General features: G+C 30.8%; 19 protein-coding genes. 9 read left to right on the forward strand and 10 right to left on the reverse strand.

From position 1 onward, the window contains the following. Nucleotides 1-23: 23 nt before the first annotated feature. Entirely contained in the window at nt 24-1,007 is a 984-nt protein-coding gene (pfkA, locus tag N5D03_RS05640) for a 6-phosphofructokinase (RefSeq protein WP_280051123.1), read from the reverse strand. A gap of 72 nt (nt 1,008-1,079) precedes the next feature. Further along, the gene (locus N5D03_RS05645; protein ID WP_115000016.1) at nt 1,080-1,733 is read right to left on the reverse strand and encodes a DUF4294 domain-containing protein; all 654 of its coding nucleotides are present in this window, start codon (nt 1,731-1,733) and stop codon (nt 1,080-1,082) included. Between the two features lie 61 nt (nt 1,734-1,794). On the opposite strand from N5D03_RS05645, the gene N5D03_RS05650 reads away from it, so the two are divergent. From N5D03_RS05650 to N5D03_RS05670, 5 genes are all read left to right on the forward strand, one after another. Next, complete coding sequence (locus N5D03_RS05650; protein WP_180906389.1) at nt 1,795-2,886, forward strand: M42 family metallopeptidase; 1,092 nt, start codon at nt 1,795-1,797, stop codon at nt 2,884-2,886. Between the two features lie 317 nt (nt 2,887-3,203). Further along, nucleotides 3,204-3,620, forward strand: a complete 417-nt coding sequence (locus N5D03_RS05655; RefSeq protein WP_115001108.1) for an OsmC family protein — start codon at nt 3,204-3,206, stop codon at nt 3,618-3,620. 237 nt (nt 3,621-3,857) lie between these two features. Beyond that, nucleotides 3,858-4,649, forward strand: coding sequence for a hypothetical protein (locus tag N5D03_RS05660; RefSeq protein ID WP_280051124.1), 792 nt, complete (start codon nt 3,858-3,860; stop codon nt 4,647-4,649). Between the two features lie 22 nt (nt 4,650-4,671). Further along, on the forward strand, nt 4,672-5,499 hold the full coding sequence (locus N5D03_RS05665) for a hypothetical protein (RefSeq protein WP_280051125.1): 828 nt from the start codon (nt 4,672-4,674) through the stop codon (nt 5,497-5,499). Between the two features lie 6 nt (nt 5,500-5,505). After that, entirely contained in the window at nt 5,506-6,567 is a 1,062-nt protein-coding gene (locus N5D03_RS05670) for a T9SS type B sorting domain-containing protein (RefSeq protein ID WP_280051126.1), read from the forward strand. Nucleotides 6,568-6,631: 64 nt separating this feature from the next. Here N5D03_RS05670 and N5D03_RS05675 read toward each other — a convergent pair whose 3' ends face one another. From N5D03_RS05675 to N5D03_RS05685, 3 genes are all read right to left on the reverse strand, one after another. Then, nucleotides 6,632-7,177 carry an NAD(P)H-dependent oxidoreductase gene (locus N5D03_RS05675; protein WP_125349252.1) on the reverse strand — a complete coding sequence of 182 codons (546 nt, stop codon included), beginning with the start codon at nt 7,175-7,177 and terminating at the stop codon, nt 6,632-6,634. Between the two features lie 90 nt (nt 7,178-7,267). After that, on the reverse strand, nt 7,268-7,795 hold the full coding sequence (locus N5D03_RS05680; RefSeq protein ID WP_115001105.1) for an NAD(P)H-dependent oxidoreductase: 528 nt from the start codon (nt 7,793-7,795) through the stop codon (nt 7,268-7,270). A gap of 15 nt (nt 7,796-7,810) precedes the next feature. Then, nucleotides 7,811-8,623: an AraC family transcriptional regulator gene (locus tag N5D03_RS05685; RefSeq protein WP_280051127.1), complete on the reverse strand. Its 813-nt coding sequence runs from the start codon at nt 8,621-8,623 to the stop codon at nt 7,811-7,813. Nucleotides 8,624-8,783: 160 nt separating this feature from the next. Between N5D03_RS05685 and N5D03_RS05690 the strand changes: the two genes are divergently transcribed. The 4 genes from N5D03_RS05690 to N5D03_RS05705 all read left to right on the forward strand — a co-directional run bounded on the left by N5D03_RS05690 (nt 8,784) and on the right by N5D03_RS05705 (nt 14,811). After that, nucleotides 8,784-10,115, forward strand: a complete 1,332-nt coding sequence (locus N5D03_RS05690) for a TolC family protein (protein ID WP_280051128.1) — start codon at nt 8,784-8,786, stop codon at nt 10,113-10,115. Between the two features lie 2 nt (nt 10,116-10,117). Beyond that, nucleotides 10,118-11,164 (forward strand): HlyD family secretion protein, encoded by a 1,047-nt coding sequence (locus tag N5D03_RS05695; protein ID WP_280051129.1) that lies wholly within the window; start codon nt 10,118-10,120, stop codon nt 11,162-11,164. A 4-nt stretch (nt 11,165-11,168) separates the two neighbouring features. Continuing rightward, nucleotides 11,169-12,731, forward strand: coding sequence for a hypothetical protein (locus N5D03_RS05700; RefSeq protein WP_221855848.1), 1,563 nt, complete (start codon nt 11,169-11,171; stop codon nt 12,729-12,731). A gap of 493 nt (nt 12,732-13,224) precedes the next feature. Further along, entirely contained in the window at nt 13,225-14,811 is a 1,587-nt protein-coding gene (locus tag N5D03_RS05705) for a hypothetical protein (RefSeq protein WP_280051130.1), read from the forward strand. Here N5D03_RS05705 and N5D03_RS05710 read toward each other — a convergent pair. From N5D03_RS05710 to N5D03_RS05730, 5 genes are all read right to left on the reverse strand, one after another. After that, nucleotides 14,805-15,068 carry a hypothetical protein gene (locus tag N5D03_RS05710; protein WP_115001096.1) on the reverse strand — a complete coding sequence of 88 codons (264 nt, stop codon included), beginning with the start codon at nt 15,066-15,068 and terminating at the stop codon, nt 14,805-14,807. The two genes, N5D03_RS05705 and N5D03_RS05710, sit on opposite strands and share 7 nt — an antisense overlap. A gap of 101 nt (nt 15,069-15,169) precedes the next feature. After that, nucleotides 15,170-15,874 (reverse strand): formyltransferase family protein, encoded by a 705-nt coding sequence (locus tag N5D03_RS05715; protein ID WP_115001095.1) that lies wholly within the window; start codon nt 15,872-15,874, stop codon nt 15,170-15,172. Nucleotides 15,875-15,876: 2 nt separating this feature from the next. Continuing rightward, nucleotides 15,877-16,731 carry a BadF/BadG/BcrA/BcrD ATPase family protein gene (locus N5D03_RS05720; protein WP_181816317.1) on the reverse strand — a complete coding sequence of 285 codons (855 nt, stop codon included), beginning with the start codon at nt 16,729-16,731 and terminating at the stop codon, nt 15,877-15,879. Between the two features lie 99 nt (nt 16,732-16,830). Then, a complete protein-coding gene (locus N5D03_RS05725; RefSeq protein WP_280051131.1) occupies nt 16,831-17,283 on the reverse strand; it encodes a DUF4625 domain-containing protein in 453 nt (150 codons plus the stop codon). Nucleotides 17,284-17,336: 53 nt separating this feature from the next. Further along, nucleotides 17,337-17,654 carry a hypothetical protein gene (locus N5D03_RS05730; protein ID WP_038337229.1) on the reverse strand — a complete coding sequence of 106 codons (318 nt, stop codon included), beginning with the start codon at nt 17,652-17,654 and terminating at the stop codon, nt 17,337-17,339. Between the last annotated feature and the right edge of the window lie 6 nt (nt 17,655-17,660).

The raw sequence follows: 17,660 nt of genomic DNA on the forward strand, positions 1-17,660 counted from the left end.
TAATTTCCCTTTATATTAAATGTTTAAATCGCTAAAATATTAGCTACTTTGATCAACTCTTCGTCAATCTCATTGTGTTTTTTGATGGCTTCATCAATGGCTGTAAATACAACTTTATTAGAACGAATACCAGCCATAAGATTTGTTTTACCTTCTAGTAAACCTTCGACAGCAGCAATTCCTAAACGACTTGCTAAAACACGATCGTGACAAGATGGAGAACCACCACGCTGTATGTGTCCTAAAACTGTGACACGAATATCATATTCTGGATGACTATTTTGAACTTGTTTTGCTAATTCAAAAACTCCACCTAATTTTTCACCTTCTGCAACTACAACGATGCTTGATTTTTTTCCAGATTTTTCTGAACGTTCTAAAGAAGAACATAATTCTTCGACGCTATCACGTTGTTCTGGAATCAAAATATCTTGTGCACCTGAAGCAATTCCACTATTTAAAGCAATAAAACCTGCATCGCGTCCCATTACTTCCACAAAAAATACACGATCATGTGATGTAGCAGTATCTCTTAATTTATCAATTGCATCAATTACAGTATTCAAAGCTGTATCGTATCCAATTGTAAAATCTGTACCGAAAATATCATTGTCAATTGTTCCTGGAATTCCAATAAATGGAACACCAAACTCTTGATGAAATATATTTGCTCCTGTAAAAGAACCATCTCCACCAATTACAACTAAAGCATCAATGTTATTTTGTTTTAGATGATTATATGCTTTTTGACGACCTTCTGTAGTTTTGAATTCTAAAGAACGAGCAGTTTTAAGAATTGTACCACCTTGATTGATAATATTTTTCACTGAACGAGGTCCAAGTTCAATCATATCATTGTTAATCAAACCTTCATAACCTTGACGAATTCCTACTGATTTGATATCGTAGTACTTACATGCTCTTACAACGGCACGTAAGGCCGCATTCATTCCAGGCGCATCACCTCCAGAGGTTAATACACCAATTCTTTTTATATTGTTTCCCACGTTTTTCCCTTTATTAAATCAAATATAATAAAAAATCAGAATATTATTATAATTGGTAGTATGAAAGATAAATTAATCTTCGTCGACAGGTTTTAACGTTCCGTCTGCAAAATCTCGTTGAAGAATAACCGCAATATACAAATCTTCTCGTGTTCGCTTCGGATCATAAGTTTGTTTCAGATCAATATTAAATGCGCCACTTGCTGCTTGATAAAGAAAAGCATTCAATCCGCCACGTAATTCTTTTATAATATCGTATGTTGTTTTATCTGTTTCTTTATAGATTAATTTAGTAAGAATTTGTCCACGAGAACTAGACATATTTTTTAATTGATTTTCAAATTGATCAGCCAAATCCTTTTGACGAGATTTAATAAAACGTTTTTTGTCTCGTCTTTTATCCATAGTTTGAATCGTATCCGATACATAATTATATTCTCTAACAGCAGTTCTCACATAAGGCCAAACATCGCGAACGCGCTTTCTTAGCCATAAATAATATTTTTTTTCTAAATCAGTTTTTAAATGAACCGAATAACTATTCATTTCATTAAGATGTATTGTGTCTAAAGGATTAAACGCAAATTCATCTAAATTAATTGAATCATTTTTAATTTCTTGAGAAGGATTTTTTCCCCCTAAATCTAACCCAAAAATTTGAGCATTAACATTAGATAATCCAATAAAAGTAAGTAGTACAGTTATATGATAGATATAAAATTTCATATCAGAATTAGTTCAAAAATTGTTCCTAAAATTAGTACATTTGTTAGATAAATAAACTAAAATGAGTACAAATAATTTGTTTGATCAACAATCTTTGGATTTTTTGACAAAATATTTAAATACAGCTTCACCTACAGGTTTTGAAAGTGAAGGACAAAAAGTTTGGATGGATTATATCAAACCATATGTAGATGAGGTAAAAACTGATAATTACGGATCTGCTTATGGAGTGATTAATCCTGAAGCGAAGTATAAAGTTGTGATTGAAGCGCATGCTGATGAAATTTCGTGGTTTGTGAATTATATTTCGGAAGATGGGTTGATTTATGTGATTCGTAACGGAGGATCAGATCATATGATTGCGCCTTCTAAAGTCGTAAATATTCATACTAAAAAAGGAATTGTAAAAGGAGTTTTTGGTTGGCCAGCTATTCATTTGCGTCAAGCAGGAAAAGACGAAGCGCCAACTCCAGATAAAATTTGGATTGATACAGGTTGTACATCGAAAGAAGAAGTTTTAGAACTTGGAATTCATGTTGGTTGTGTGATTACTTATCCAGATGAATTTTTTACGTTGAATGATCGTTATTTTGTTTGTCGTGCAATAGACAATAGAATGGGAGGGTTTATGATTGCTGAGGTTGCGCGTAAATTGGCAGAAAATAAAGATCAATTAGATTTTGGTTTATACGTTGTAAATGCGGTTCAGGAAGAAGTTGGATTGCGTGGTGCGGAAATGATTACGCAAACAATCAAACCAAATGTTGCAATTATTACTGATGTTACACACGATACAACGACACCAATGATTACAAAATCGAAAGAAGGTGAGCAAAAATGTGGTGATGGCCCAGTTGTTTATTATGCGCCTGCTGTGCAAAATAATGTACGCGAATTAATTATTGATGCAGCTGAGAAAAACAATATTCCTTTTCAGCGTGCTGCAAGTTCTCGTGTAACAGGAACGGATACAGACGCTTTTGCATATAGTAATGGTGGTGTACCTTCAGCTTTAATTTCGTTGCCTTTGCGTTATATGCACACAACTGTAGAAATGGTTCATCAAGCTGATGTAAAAAATGTCATCGAGTTGATTTACGAATCAGTAAAAACAATTAAAAACGAACAAAGTTTTAAATATCATACCGTTTAAATTATAAAGTGATAAAAAAATATAAAGGCTGTCTCACGACAGCCTTTGTTGCTATTTTGTGTTTCGATCTACTTCAAAAATTCCCAAAACATTGTTATTTGTATCTAAAAAAAATATCCTTGCCAAGACATTCCAGGAATAGCAAATTTAGGCATGCTATTATTCCTCCGTTTTCAAGTATTTTTTGAGCAGTTTCATCAAAATTTTCTATAATTGAATTTAAATTTAGCTAAAATTTATTCAGAAAATCATTATTCAATCAAATATTAGAATAAATCTTTAGAGAATGATTATTTTTATACTTTAAAAGAAATAAGATGAAAGTTGAATTAAATAGAGTAAATCAGGCTTCTCACTATGAAGCGACTGCGTCAAGTTCTTCGGTAAAAGTAAATATTGATGGACCTGAATCGATTGGAGGAGAAGGAAAAGGAGTTCGCCCAATGGAGTTGGTTTTGATTGCTTTGGGAAGTTGTAGTGTTTTTGATTTGAATGAAATTTTGAAAAAACAACGTCAAGAAATTGAAGATATTAAAGTTGAGGTTGAAGGTCAGCGTCGAGATGAAATTCCAAATATTTTTACAAATATTCACATCAAATTTTTCTTAAAAGGAAATGTTGATTTAGATAAAGCAAATAAGGCTGCTGAATTAGCGGTTAAGAAGTATTGTAGTGTACATGATATGCTTGCAAATGGAGGAATTGATATCACCTACGAGATAAATGTAAATTAAGTAGCTGTGATATTCCAACAAAAAACCGGGCTTTTAAGCCCGGTTTTTTGTTGGAATAAAAGTTAAAAAATTAACATTATGATAATGTATTTCTAAATTTTATGTTAGAAAAGAACGATAGTTTTGTGAAATTACTAAAGACAAATACTATTGAAAGGAATTTTATTTTTTATCACACTTTTTTTCTTTTTTATACAGCATGCTGCTGCTCAAACATGGTCTAATGTATCTTTTACTGTGGTGGAAAGACGTTGTCCAACTGTACCAACAGGATCAGAAATATATATATCCCAAATATATGATCATAAAACAGGTTCTTTTGGGGTTATACAAATATATAACCCAACAGATAGAGTGATTAATCTTAATAATTATACATATCGTAGAAGAGGAGATTATAATCCAAGTCCTCCAAAACCATGGACTACAAATATTGCTTTAACAGGTTTATTGCAACCTTATAGTATTTATTTAATAGGTGTTGGTGTAACATCTACATCTCCAATTATTTGTAATAATCCTAATTATGATTTAATATTAAATGGTTCTCACGGAATTAATGATGATGATCAAATTCAATTATTAAAAAATGGAGTTGTAATAGATGAGTTAAGAGTAGATAAAACAGGAACAAGTATGATTAGAAGGCCTACAGCAATTGCACCTAAGTCAGTTTATACAGCAAGCGATTGGTATACAGGGGAACCTAATTGTGTTACAGTTGGTACACCTCCTTTATTAGATATATTGAAAGTAGAGAGAAATATTATTCTACCAGATTATTCATTGTGCAAGCTACCAGCTCGAATCAAATTAACATTAGGAGGTGGTTCTGGAGTTTACCAGATTAGTAATGATAATGGAGTAACTTATAAACCCTTTATAAATCCATGGTGGACTGATATAAGTACAAGTGGAGATAATACACTTTTTATTCAAGATAAAAAAAATACAGGATGTTATATAAAATTTAAATTTGATGTTGTACAAAATCCACTACCTAAAATAGCACCAATAGAAATGAATTAATTAAATAGAAAATCATAAAAAAATGAATAAAAATTTTACTCTTAAATGCATTACTTTATTTGCTTTCACCTTGTTAGGTTTTAAAGCACAAGCTCAATATTATGCTGATGGATCAACACAAGCTGATGGTACACCACTTGTAGCTACAAAATCTCTGACAGTTGACACTCAAGGGCCAAATGGAGCTTCTCCGGATGGTACGGCAGGTTCATGGTACAGATGGAATCCTAATGCAGGAACTACCACCACAGCAACTTTTACAGCAGGAAATGATCCAGATGGATCAGGATTAAACGATTCAAATCAAGCTACAATTACATGGAATGCTGTATGGCCAACAGCTCCGTCAGGAGTACCAACTCCGGCTGAAATTGCAGCTTTGATAAAAGATTATAAAATTACAGCAGAAGAGTTTAATAGTTGTCAACCTTCGATTTCTACGGAAGACTCTAAAACAGATATTAATGTAAAATTAGTTAAACCTGATGTTTTATTCATTGATGCAGATAGCGACGATGTTTGTAGTACTGCTAAGGCTAATATTACTTTATATGGTACGCCTGGGGCTATTGTTAATTTTGAGGTTACAAACGGAAATGTTACAGTTACATCTGTAGTCACTAATACTTCAGCTACTTTAGATTCTGATGGTAAGATAGATATAGAGATTACTCCAAATGGAACAGTTGATGTTGTTTTTGTTATAAATAATGTTACTTATACAGCTACACAACCGGCACCACTTAGTACAAAAGTCACATTCACGAATTCTACAATTACAAATGCTGCAGGAAAAACTGTAACAATTAAATTAAGCGCTGGTCCGGTGATCTCTCCAATTGAATTCTAATATAAATTGATTTATAATTACAAAACATATCAATTCAAAAAAATAGGCTTAATAGGCTTACTGCTTCTTTTGGGATGTAGTCTATTAGGTCAGCAAAAACTATGTTTTGCTTCAAAACATCAGTATGGTGTAGATTTGAACGAAAACTCTGGCAACGGAACTACTGGTTCTACTTATGTTTGGAAAGTTTTAGAAAGTAATTTTTCTGGAAGTTATATCCCAATTACAACATCAGGAAATCAAGTCGAAATCGATTGGAAGAATACACCTTTAGGTGTTTATACTTTGCAAGTTACGGAAACCAACAGTTGTGGTTCTTCTACGCAAAAATTACAAGTTACGATTACCGAAGCTACACAAATTGATTTAGCACCAATTTATTATTTCTGTCCAGATTTTAATTCGATGACCATTATAGCTCCGAGTGGTTTTGATGAATACAATTGGTTTGATGAACATCATAACTTAGTTTATACATCTACTTCTTCAACTTTTGTTGTAAATAAGGCTGGTAAATATCGTTTGGAAGCTAAAATTGGAAGTTGTGTTTCGATTGCTGAAACTGAAGTTCAGTTAATAGAATTTCCATCAATTTTGGTAAATACTGATTTAGATAATTCAATGATTATTGTTGCAAGTGGAGGAAATACTTCTGTTCAATATCAATTAGAAGATGAGAGAGGTAAAATCATTTATCCTTGGCAAGGTTCTAATACGTTTAAAAACGTAGTTGCAGGCAAATATATTATTCGAGTTAAGTCTAAAAATGGAGAATGTTTGACAGAAATTCCTGCTGAAGCAATGGTGATTACAAATGTGATTACGCCAAATAATGATGGAATAAATGACAATTGGGATTTGAGTAAATTGTTACATGCTTATCCAAATGCGTTAGTCGAAATTTACGATCGTTTTGGTAAAAAAGTGAAAATAATTACAAAAGCAGAGAATTTCATTTGGGACGGAAAAATAGCTGGAAAACCAGTTTCAACAGATAATTATTGGTATGTTATTAAGTTAAATGATAAACAAACCAAATCTGGTTCAATCTTAATTAAAAATAGATAATAAACTGATAACAAAAAAAAGGTCTTTCGTTCGAAAGACCTTTTTTTAATACATACATTTTCAATTAAGCTTCAACAATAGTTAAAGCTTCTTGAAAGATACTAACTTGCGCTAATACTTTATTTTTTAATTCTTCATTTACAATTTCGTTATTTTGGAAATTATCGTTGAAAGATGGGAAAGTTGTGCTTGCTACAATTTCTCCGCTTGCAAACATTCCAAAATATTTTGTTGCAACTTCCATTACATTTCCTCCACCATAAGCACCTGGAGATGTACTTAATAACAACAATTTTTTATCTTTCAAATATGGCATTTCGATACGAGAAACCCAATCCAAAATATTTTTTAATGCAACAGAAAAGTTTCCATTATGTTCTGCCAAAGAAATTACAACACCTTCTGCATCTTTGATTTTATTGTAAAAATCCTGCGCTTCTTGTGGAAATCCATTTTCTAATTGACGGTCAATAGAATAGATAGGCATCTCGAAATCATTGATGTCAACTAAATCGATTTCTGCATTTTCGATTTGATTTAATGTATAATTTAATAATTCTTTATTGATTGATTTTTTGCTGTTACTACCAGCGAAAGCTAAAATTTTCATATTCTTATTGAGTATTTTCATTTTTGATGAAGCAAAGTTATTGCAAGCAACCATAAATTTTATTGACCTATGTTAGGAAAAGATAAAAACTTATATTTTTTTTCTAAATTCATCAATTTTAAGAATCAATTCTCTGTTTAACTCTTCATTAGTGATTTTACCTTCTGCAAAATTTTCGTTGAATTTAGGCAAAGAGAAATCGACTAAAATGTCACCTCCTAATTTTGTAATTAATTTAGAACCTATTTCTAAAGAGTTTTTTGCTCCATAACCACCAGGAGATGTACTCATAACGAAGACCTTTTTTCCTTCCAGAAATTTATAATTAATTCTTGAGCACCAATCCATATAGCTTTTAAAAACTGCTGTAATGCAAGCATTATGTTCTGCTAATGAAATAAGCAAAATATCAGAATCAACAAGTTTTTGATAAAATCGTTTTACTTCATCAGAAAAACCTTGCTCTTTTTCTATATCAATATCAAAAGTAGGGATATCAAAGTCATCTAAATCTAAAATCTCAATTTGATCTTTGTTTAATAAAGAAGAAGCATAAGTTACGAGTTGTTTATTGATAGAAGTAGAGCTGTTACTTCCGGCAAAAGCTTTAATAATCATAGTTTTTATTTTAAGTTATTGTTTTTTTGTGTGTAATAATTGCGTATATTCTGTTGGTCGAATTCCTGAAACTTTCTGAAAAATATTACTGAAAGATGACAACGAATTATAACCAACTAACATTGCGATTTCGTACATATTGTATTTATTTTCAGCAATCAATTCCAATGATTTTGTGATACGTAATGCGCGTAAAAATCGAACATAATTAATTCCCATATTATCTTTGAATTTTCGAGATAATGTTCGCGTGCTCAAACCAAATTGTTGCGCAACTTCATCTATTGTATAGTTTTTCTCGATATTTTTCATCAGAAATCGAGCAATATCGATCAGTTTCTGATCTTTTGGAAATGGATGCTGAATAAAAGCGGGCAATTTGTTCGATTCCATTTCGGGCAAAATAGATCGTATGGCTTTTACAAAATCATATTTTGCAGGATCTTTTTCCGAAATTGATCCACTCCAATTTTTGGTGTACAAAATCATTTCCCTTAACAACTCATTCGTGTAATAAATATTTGTAATCGAATAAAAATCGTTTTCTTCTTTTTCGGTCTTGAAATAAAAGTTATACAAATCGCCTGTTTTACTATTCGTTAAGATAGAATGTGGCGTATTTGCAGGAATCCACATAAAACAACGCGCAGGCAAATACCAATGTTTGTCGTTTACAAAAACATGTACAATTCCGCCTTCTGCATATAATAATTGTGCTTTTTTGTGTTCATGTACGCGCGTTCCTATCGTATCTAAATGTGCATGTTGTATGTAAAAATGGACTTTAGATTTGTCAACTTCGTTAAAAAAAAACTGATCAAACAACATTGTTTTATACTTTTATAAAGTGAAATATTTTGCTTTTGCAAATTACTTTATTTTGGCGTAAATGAGCAAATTATTTTCTTTTTTTATCAAGAGGGTAAAGGTGTTTTGAATGTAACTTTGCATCACTAAAAATCAATAACAGACTTATAAATAATACAAAATGATATTTAAATTCGTTAAATATCAGTTGCTTACATTGTTGTTAATGCTGAGTGGGTTGAGTTATGCTCAAAATGAAATAGACTATAACCAACTGAAATTAAGCAAAGCAATTGAAATTGGACTTCAAAATAATAAAAAATTACAAATTAGCGCTTTAAAAACTAATATTGCTGAATTAAAAGAGAAAGATCTTAAAAACGAAAAATTACCAGATGTAGACTTTCATACTGGTTTTAATGTTTTGAGTAATTTACGCCAATTCGAAGACGGTGTTTTAAAACCTTCTACAAAATATGCTGTTCCTCGAGTAAAATACGATTTTACACTTTCGGCTGAAATTCCAATTTATTTGGGAGGAAAATTAAAAAATGACGAGAAAAAATCTGAAATAGAAACTAATATTTCGAAACTACAAGTTCGAAAAGATGAGCGAGAATTGAGAATGCAAATCATCACAGCTTATTTACAAGCATTGCATTTACAAGAGCAACAAAAGTTGATTTCGGATAAAATGAGAGAAGATTCAGTTGTGATAAAGCAAACAGAATCCTTGAAAAAAAATGGTTTGGTAACGTATAACGAAGTTTTGAGAACAGAATTACAATTGTCAAATCATAAAATGTCTTTTACAGAATTGGCGAATGAAATTTCGATTATCGAACATCAAATCAAAACAATTTTGGCTTTACCAGAAAATCAAGAAATGCATATTGATACCAATGATTTGTTTACAAATGAAGAACATTTAGGCTTGGTTGATGAAATGATTTTGGAAGCAATGGATCAAAGTGAAAGTTTGAAAATTGCGAAAGATGATTTGAATTTGAAAGAAATTGATAAGAAAATTACCAAAGCCAATACATTACCAAAAATAACTGCTGGTGCGGAATATGGATATAATTATCCAAACTTTATGTTTTTTCCTCCAGAAGAATATTTATATAGATTTGGTTCTGTTGGTGTAAACGTTTCGATTCCGTTGAGTAATTTTTTCAAGAATAAACAAAAAATGCAAATCGCAGATCGTAACATTTCAATTGCAAAATTAGAAATAGAAGAGAAAGAAGAACAAATTCGACATGATGTTTTTGCAGCGAATAAAAGATTAGAAGAATCGATCGATAAAATAAAAATTGCCGAAGAAGCAATTGGTCAAGCCAAAGAAAATTATCGAATTGTTCGAACAAAATATGTCAACAAATTGAGTTTGATTACAGAACTTATTGATGCGGATAACGCTTATTTAGAGGCTCAATCGAATTTGATTTCATTGCAAATCAATAAACAATTAAAATACTATCAATTACAATACGTTTTAGGAAACTTATAAAAATGGGAAAACAACAGACAAAAGGAGAAAAACGAATGAATAGAACGCTTTCGGCGATTGCTTGGATTTTTATTATCATAGGAATCACTGCAGTGGCTTGGTTTTATTTCTTTTCGAGTTCACATGTCAATACAAATGACGCGCAAGTGCGACAATATATTACACCAGTTTCGAGTAAAGTTTCTGGTTTTATCAAAAAAGTAAATTTCGAAGAAAATCAATTTGTACACAAAGGTGATACGCTTGTTGTGATTGACAATAGAGAGTTTCAGAATCAGATTGATATTGCAGAAGCAAATTTAGAATCGACTTCGCAATCTGTTTTAACCTACGAAAAAGCGGTAGATACAAAATCGAGTGATGTTAATATTGTGAATGCAAATATAGAAGCTGCTAAAATAGAGGTTTGGAGAACGGGAAAAGATTATAACCGTTTCAAAAATTTAGTGCAAGAAGATGCTGCAACCGTACAACAATTTGAAGAAGTTGAAGCAAAATATAAACAAGCAAAAGCAAGTTTGAGTGCTTTGGAACAACAACGTAATGCAGTAAATGTTAGTGCGTCTGCTGAACAAACAAAAGTTGCGCCTGCAAAAACTCAAATTTTACAACGAAAAGCCCAATTGAATGATGCCAAACTTACTCTCTCATATACCTATGTTGTGGCGCCTTACGATGGTTGGGTTGGAACAAAAAATATACAAGAAGGTCAGTTAATAAAAGAAGGACAAGCTTTGGTGCAAGTGGTTTCGAAAGAGAAATGGATTGTTGCGAATTTTAAAGAAACGCAAATTGGAGAAATCGATTTGGATCAACCAGTTATTATAAAAGCTGATGCCTACAAAAACATTGAGTTTGAAGGAAAAATTGAATCACTTTCGCCAGCTTCTGGTTCTGAGTTTGCTTTGATAAAACCTGATAATGCAACAGGGAACTTCGTGAAAATTGAACAACGTTTTCCTGTAAAAATAATTCTGAAAGAGTCTAAAAATAACGAAAAATTACGTACCGGAATGAATGTAAATGTTTCCGCAGAAAAAGTAAATTAAATAAATGTCACAACAAAATTCAATATTCAATAAATGGGTTCCGCAAAAATTGGTTGTGCCAATTTTTATCCTTGCGCTATTTCCTCACTTGATGATTTTGACGATATTCAACATGAATAGTACGTTTACAGCATCATTTTTGGATTTGGAGGTCGATGATTTGCAGTTCCTTTTTTCGATGGCGTATGCCACTATTGTTTGTGGCTTATTTATTCACGTTCGATTTTTTCACTTTTTCAATATCAGAAGTTATTTGCTAACAATGACCATGCTCAACATTTTGGTATTGTTTGGAATGACATTGACGACAAATACAGAATTGATTTTGATTCTGCGTTTCATTCAAGGACCTTTATCGCTTTTCGAAGGTTGTATTTTGTTACCAATCATTATGTCGAATATTAAAAGTGAACATTCAAAATTGATTGCTTATTCGTTTTTGTACGGCGTAATGTTAACAGGAGATAAATTCACGACTTCAATTGTGAAGTTTGCGATTGAGAATTATAACCACAATATGATGGTGTATACGATTATGAGTTTTCATGTTGTTGCATTAATTATTTATGTATTTTTCTTTAATCACAACAGAATGTTTCCTAAAAAACCATTGTATCAATTAAATTTAGGCGGAATTTTCTTGATGATTATTTCCCTAATTTCTGGTGCATTTTTCTTGATTTATGGAAAAAAATATTATTGGTTCGAATCGCCAATTATTATCATAGCATTTGCATCAACACTCGTTTTTAGTGGTTTATTTTTATTGCATCAAAAAACAGCCAAACGACCTTTGTTTCATTTTGAGATTTTCAAATCAGAACGTGTCATTTTAGGAATATTAATGTTTTTTGTTTTCTATACTTTACGTGCTGGGATGAGCAATATTTACCAAGTCATGTCAACAGTTTGGAAATGGCAATGGGAATATGTGTTGCAGATTCAATATTTTAATGTTGCAGGTTCCATCATTGGTATTGTATTTTCATTTTTCATGGTTAAAAATAAAATTGATTTTAGAAAAATATTTTTTCTTGGATTTGTACTTTTAGCCATGAGCATGTTGTGGTTTAGTCACTTGTTTTATCCAGATACAAAAGTCGAGGCAATAGCGCCAACGTTGATGTTAGAAGGAATTGCGCAAGGTGTTATTTTTACGCCATTAGTGTTGTATATTACAGGTTCTGTACATCCTTCTATTACTGGTAGTGCGGCGCAAGCAGGTACGGCGATTCGTTTTTGGACGACAACAATTGGTTTTTCGCTGATGCAAAATGCAATTTTATACTTGACGACTAAACATCAATTTTTGATGACCAAAAATTTAGACAAAACGAGTCCGATTTTCCAACAACAATGGAATAATTTGTTCAATAAAAATATTGCGAGTCATCTTCCAAAAGAAGCAGAAAGTATTACTGCCGCAGCTTTAAAAGCAAAATTGTATAACCAAGCTTTGTTGGTTAGTAATATTGAGATTTTCCGAACATTGTTTGTTGTGGGAATTATCGCTGCGATTTTTGTAATTCTTTATCAACCGATAAAAAATAGACTTTTACATCGTTAAAATAATTTTTATATATTATTTTTTATTTAATTGACGTATTTGATTTAATAGAATCAAGTACGTTTTTTTTATGACAAATTTTAAAAATGAATGTTTTATCAAAATTATCTTGTAAAAAGGAGGTGTTTTAAAGTTTTTTAAATTTGAAAATGGCGTAAATGAACAAATTATATTCTCAAATAATCAACTTGTTTTTATGCGCTAGCACTTACTTTTGCCATCAAAATAAATCAAACGAAAAATGATTAATTGTTTTAATAAATATTAGTTGTATTTTATTGATTTTAAATTTGTTATATTTTTATAAAAATGAATCATCGTATTTTAACGATTTATTATTCAGAATCACATTTTAGCCTTTTGACTTTTCTCAGGCAGCTTCCTTTTTTTACTTTTTAGGTAAGATAATCACGAAATCAATAAAATATTTTTAATTAGACAAACTTTCGAATGAATGTTTTGAACTTGATTGTAAAAGTGAATAAATAACTCAATGCACAATCAACATCCCATTTTCAAGAAATGGATACCAGAAAAATTGGTGCTTCCAATTCTCATTGCCGCGTTGATTCCGCATGTGATGATTCTCTCACTTTTCAATATGAATAGTATATTTACAGCTTCATTTCTAGATGTTGATGTAGACGATTTACAATTCATTTTTTCTTTGGCTTACGCTACAATTGTTTGTGGACTTTTTATTAACGAACGGCTTTTTCAGTTCTTTAATATTCGTTCTTATTTATTGTCTATGACTATTATCAATATTGTATTAATGTTAATAATTTCGTTGACAACAAATACGCAATTGATTTATTTACTTCGTGTGATACAAGGGACAACATCTTATCTCGAAGGATGTATTATTGTTCCGCTAATTATGTCGCGTATAAAAGGCGAATATGGACGATTATTAGGAAATACTTTTTTGTATGGATTTATGATGACGGCTGATAAATACACGACTTCTATTGTAAAATTTGCCATCGAAAATTATAATTTCAATATGGTGATTTATACTGTCATCTTTTTTCATGTTTTATCATTATTGATTTATGTTTTTCTCTTTAGTCATGGTAGATTGTATCCCAAAAAACCATTGTATCAGTTAAATTTGGCGGGTTATTTTTTGATGATGATGTCATTAATAGCAGGAGCTTTTTTATTGATTTATGGTAAAAGATATTATTGGTTCGAATCGCTTTATATCGTTATTGCGTTTGCTGCAATGTTTATTTTTTCAGGCTTATTTATTTTGCAACAATTAACGTCTAAAAAACCGATTTTTCATTTCGAGATTCTTCGTTCCGAAAGAGTTATTGTAGGTATGTTGTTGTTTTTTACATTTTATATTTTCAAATCGAGTATGAGTAACATTTATCAAGTTATGAATGTTGTTTGGAAATGGAATTGGGAGTTTGTTTTGCAAATACAATATTATAATTGTGCCGGAATTTATATCGGAGCATTGTTTGCTTATTACATCATTACACAATTTCAAACGCAATATAAGTATGTGTTTTTTGGAGGTTTTTTTTGTTTAACGTTTGCTATGTTGTGGTTTAGTTACATTTTGGTTCCAGATACTCGTCCGAATGCAGTTATTCCGCCATTGTTGATGGAAGGAATGGGACAAGGAATGTTGTTTGCGCCAATTTTGCAATATATGGTATGTTCTGTACATGCTAATTTTTCTATGAATACCATGCAAGCAGCAGTTGCAATGCGTTATTGGTCGTCGACAATTAGTTTTTCGATTATGCAAAATGCAATTCTTTTCTTGACGACTAAACATCAATTTTTGATGACGAAAAATCTAGATATTACCAATACGATTTTTCAAGAACAATGGAATAATTTATTCAATAAACACAATGCAACTCATTTAGTAAATGAATCTATCAGTTTGACAGCAAGTAATCTGAAATCTCAATTGTATAACCAAGCCTTGTTGATTGCAGATATTCAAATTTTTAGAACTTTATTTTATTTCGGAATTGTAATGATGGTTTTTATTATGATTTATAATCCAATCAAAAATGTTTTACATCTTAGGAAAAAGAGAAAAGAAACTCATTGATTCGCTTTTTTTCTGGTATTGATTTCTGCATTTATTTTCGCTAAACCTGTTATAAGAGGAATAAAAGTTACAGAACATGATAATAAAATAACGAATGTTACATTGATATCATATTTGTTTGTCATCTTCAGAATTAATAAAACGATTGCAATGAGTAATAAAGGAATTTGAATGCTAAGATTAAGTTTATTAACTTTTTTTCTTTTATCATTTAATTCTTCTAATGTTAATTCGCTCAAAGGTTTTTCTTTGTTCATCTTAATTGTTTTATTAAAGATAGTAAAATCAAATTAAAAAATAGATTCAACAAAAAAGCTAACCAATTCGGTTAGCTTTTTAATTTTTTTCTAAAAAATATTTAATCCCTTTTATATTTTTCTTTGTAAGTATCAAATGCTTGCATCAAATTTTCTTCGATAGCTTTTGGCATTCTGCGCGTCGCTTCAAATTCATTTGATGAAAGTGATTTGAATTCTGAAAGTGTTGGTATTAATTCAATCGAATTAACTAACATTTCAATTTCTGTTTCATATTGACGATTAGCCAAAGAATGAAACGTATCATTCCCGTAAACAGGAACATATTGTTGTTCAATCAAAAAACCAGCATCGGCTTCTGTGTCTACAAAATGAGTTGTAACACCAATTTCGACTCCTTTTGTGATTGCCCATTTTAATGAATCTAAACCTCTTGTCAAAGGTAAAAAACCTGGGTGTGTATTGATAATTTTATGATTTTCAACCAATTCATCTGGTAATAATCCTGCACCTGCAATAATTACATATTCAGCTTTATAATCGTTTAATTGATTATTCAACGTTTCAGCAGTTGTTAAATCAAAATTATAACCAAAACTATTACAGTAATCATCTAAATTTACTTGAATCGCTTTACTTGGACGATGTTGATAAATTGGTTTGAACGGATTTTCTCTTTGTACAAAAGGCAATGCAAATATTTTTACATTTTGATAACCTTTAGCTTTTAATCCGTGTAAAACATCTTGTGTTTTGCGATGAGGAGTATTGTAAGAAATTACTGCTATTTTTGGTTGAGTTGCCATGATTATTTAATCAAATATTTTTTGTGATAATCAACAACATTATCAATTGGTTTTCTAATAATATGACCAACTGTTAAGTGATATTCTGCCGCAACTGAACGAATAACATCTTCGTAAATATGAGCAATCGAACCAATGAAATTTAATTCAGAATGACGAGCTTCTTCGTAAGGCATAATTTGATATTCGATAAAAGAAGACATTGCATCATAAATAATTTTCTGAATAAATGGATCATTTTTATGTTCGACAACAAATTTATTGAAAGAGGCTAAATAAGTATTTGCAAATTTATTTTGGTACACATTTTTATTTAACTCATTTACAGATAATTTATAATAATCATCAAAAGCTTTTGCTAAATGTGGAGGCATTTTTTTTGTATAAAAAGCGCGTAATACACGTTTTCCTAGGTCATTTCCAGAACCTTCGTCTCCTAAAATATAAGCTAAAGATTTTGTTTCTTCGCGCATTGTTGTTCCATCGAAATAACAAGAATTAGAACCTGTTCCTAAGATACAAACCATTGCAGGTTTTCCCATGTAAGTGGCATAACAAGCGGCTAATAAATCATGGTCTATTACAAATTCAGCATTTGTAAAGAAGTTTTGTAAACCTTCTTTAACAACAGCATGCATTGTTTCGCTGGAAGTTCCAGCACCATAAAAAAAGATTTTTGCGAAATCATTTGCAACAGGTGCAAAATCTTCATTTTTTTGTAATTCAGTCGTAATATCTTCTGCTGTTACAAAATACGGATTAAATCCAATTGTACTTGTTCTAAAAACTTCATTAAGGTCGCTATCTAAAATTACCCAATCCGTTTTAGTAGAACCACTATCTGCTATTGCAATCATTTTTTTGTTTTGATATAATTGAAGAGTGCTAAAATAGTATTCTTTTAACAATGCACATAAAAAAACGCCCGAAATTTCGGACGTTTTCAAATTTTTTTTTTAGTGATCATGGTCGTAATCTTCACCTACAACGATTTCGATAAAAGATTGCGTTTGATTTCCAGCGCGATCAATTAAGAATAATCCTAAGTGATAATGTCCTTCCGTAATTCCTTCTGTAGGAATATTTACTTTATGACTTAATGTGTGCTCAGTTTTTCCTGCTGGAATAGCTTCTTCTGCATCATACGTCCAATTAACATTTGCTGTTCTGTGTTGATGACCATCTCCTGCATAATGAATATCAATTTTTACCGTTCCCAATTCTACATTGTCTTTCAAAATAGCATCAATTGAGATGGTTTCGCCTAAATGAAATTCATCGTGGTCTTTAGGTGCAATCAAATTAATTTCAGGTTTTGTTGTATCTAATGAAGAATCATCTGATGAACAAGATGTAATGAATAATGCTGATAATGTTATAAATGAATAGTTTAAAATTGAATTTTTCATTGTTTTATTTTTTTTGAATTGAATATTATTTTTTTAAGATTTTGGTTGATTTATTAATAAACAAAATCCTGAGGCGGACCTCGTGTAAAATGATATTCAATTGTAGAATGTTTAATTTTTTCTACTTGTTCAAAACTTTCTTTACTGTAAAATTCTTCGTTCGGTTTTGATTCTATTTTTGGTTCATCATGCGTGTCAATAAAGACAGAGTAATAGGTGAAATGATTACATTGATGATGAATAATTTCTTTCTTTTGATTCGAAAAATCTTGTGAATGATCGATTAAAGAAAAATGTAATTGATTAAAAGTTGGAATCGAAAAAAGAATAATACTAAAGAAAAGTCCAAAAATAGGATGTTTCTTTTTCATGTATCA

The organism is Empedobacter sp. GD03861 (genome assembly GCF_029840885.1).
Lineage (GTDB): Bacteria > Bacteroidota > Bacteroidia > Flavobacteriales > Weeksellaceae > Empedobacter > Empedobacter falsenii_B.

Bases quoted from the DNA above. Each gene is read 5' to 3' on its own strand.
- N5D03_RS05645 (WP_115000016.1), bottom strand. From the start codon at position 1,733: ATGAAATTTTATATCTATCATATAACTGTACTACTTACTTTTATTGGA.
- N5D03_RS05650 (WP_180906389.1), top strand. From the start codon at position 1,795: ATGAGTACAAATAATTTGTTTGATCAACAATCTTTGGATTTTTTGACA.
- N5D03_RS05655 (WP_115001108.1), top strand. From the start codon at position 3,204: ATGAAAGTTGAATTAAATAGAGTAAATCAGGCTTCTCACTATGAAGCG.
- N5D03_RS05665 (WP_280051125.1), top strand. From the start codon at position 4,672: ATGAATAAAAATTTTACTCTTAAATGCATTACTTTATTTGCTTTCACC.
- N5D03_RS05675 (WP_125349252.1), bottom strand. From the start codon at position 7,177: ATGAAAATTTTAGCTTTCGCTGGTAGTAACAGCAAAAAATCAATCAAT.
- N5D03_RS05680 (WP_115001105.1), bottom strand. From the start codon at position 7,795: ATGATTATTAAAGCTTTTGCCGGAAGTAACAGCTCTACTTCTATCAAT.
- N5D03_RS05685 (WP_280051127.1), bottom strand. From the start codon at position 8,623: ATGTTGTTTGATCAGTTTTTTTTTAACGAAGTTGACAAATCTAAAGTC.
- N5D03_RS05690 (WP_280051128.1), top strand. From the start codon at position 8,784: ATGATATTTAAATTCGTTAAATATCAGTTGCTTACATTGTTGTTAATG.
- N5D03_RS05695 (WP_280051129.1), top strand. From the start codon at position 10,118: ATGGGAAAACAACAGACAAAAGGAGAAAAACGAATGAATAGAACGCTT.
- N5D03_RS05700 (WP_221855848.1), top strand. From the start codon at position 11,169: ATGTCACAACAAAATTCAATATTCAATAAATGGGTTCCGCAAAAATTG.
- N5D03_RS05705 (WP_280051130.1), top strand. From the start codon at position 13,225: ATGCACAATCAACATCCCATTTTCAAGAAATGGATACCAGAAAAATTG.
- N5D03_RS05710 (WP_115001096.1), bottom strand. From the start codon at position 15,068: ATGAACAAAGAAAAACCTTTGAGCGAATTAACATTAGAAGAATTAAAT.
- N5D03_RS05715 (WP_115001095.1), bottom strand. From the start codon at position 15,874: ATGGCAACTCAACCAAAAATAGCAGTAATTTCTTACAATACTCCTCAT.
- N5D03_RS05720 (WP_181816317.1), bottom strand. From the start codon at position 16,731: ATGATTGCAATAGCAGATAGTGGTTCTACTAAAACGGATTGGGTAATT.
- N5D03_RS05725 (WP_280051131.1), bottom strand. From the start codon at position 17,283: ATGAAAAATTCAATTTTAAACTATTCATTTATAACATTATCAGCATTA.
- N5D03_RS05730 (WP_038337229.1), bottom strand. From the start codon at position 17,654: ATGAAAAAGAAACATCCTATTTTTGGACTTTTCTTTAGTATTATTCTT.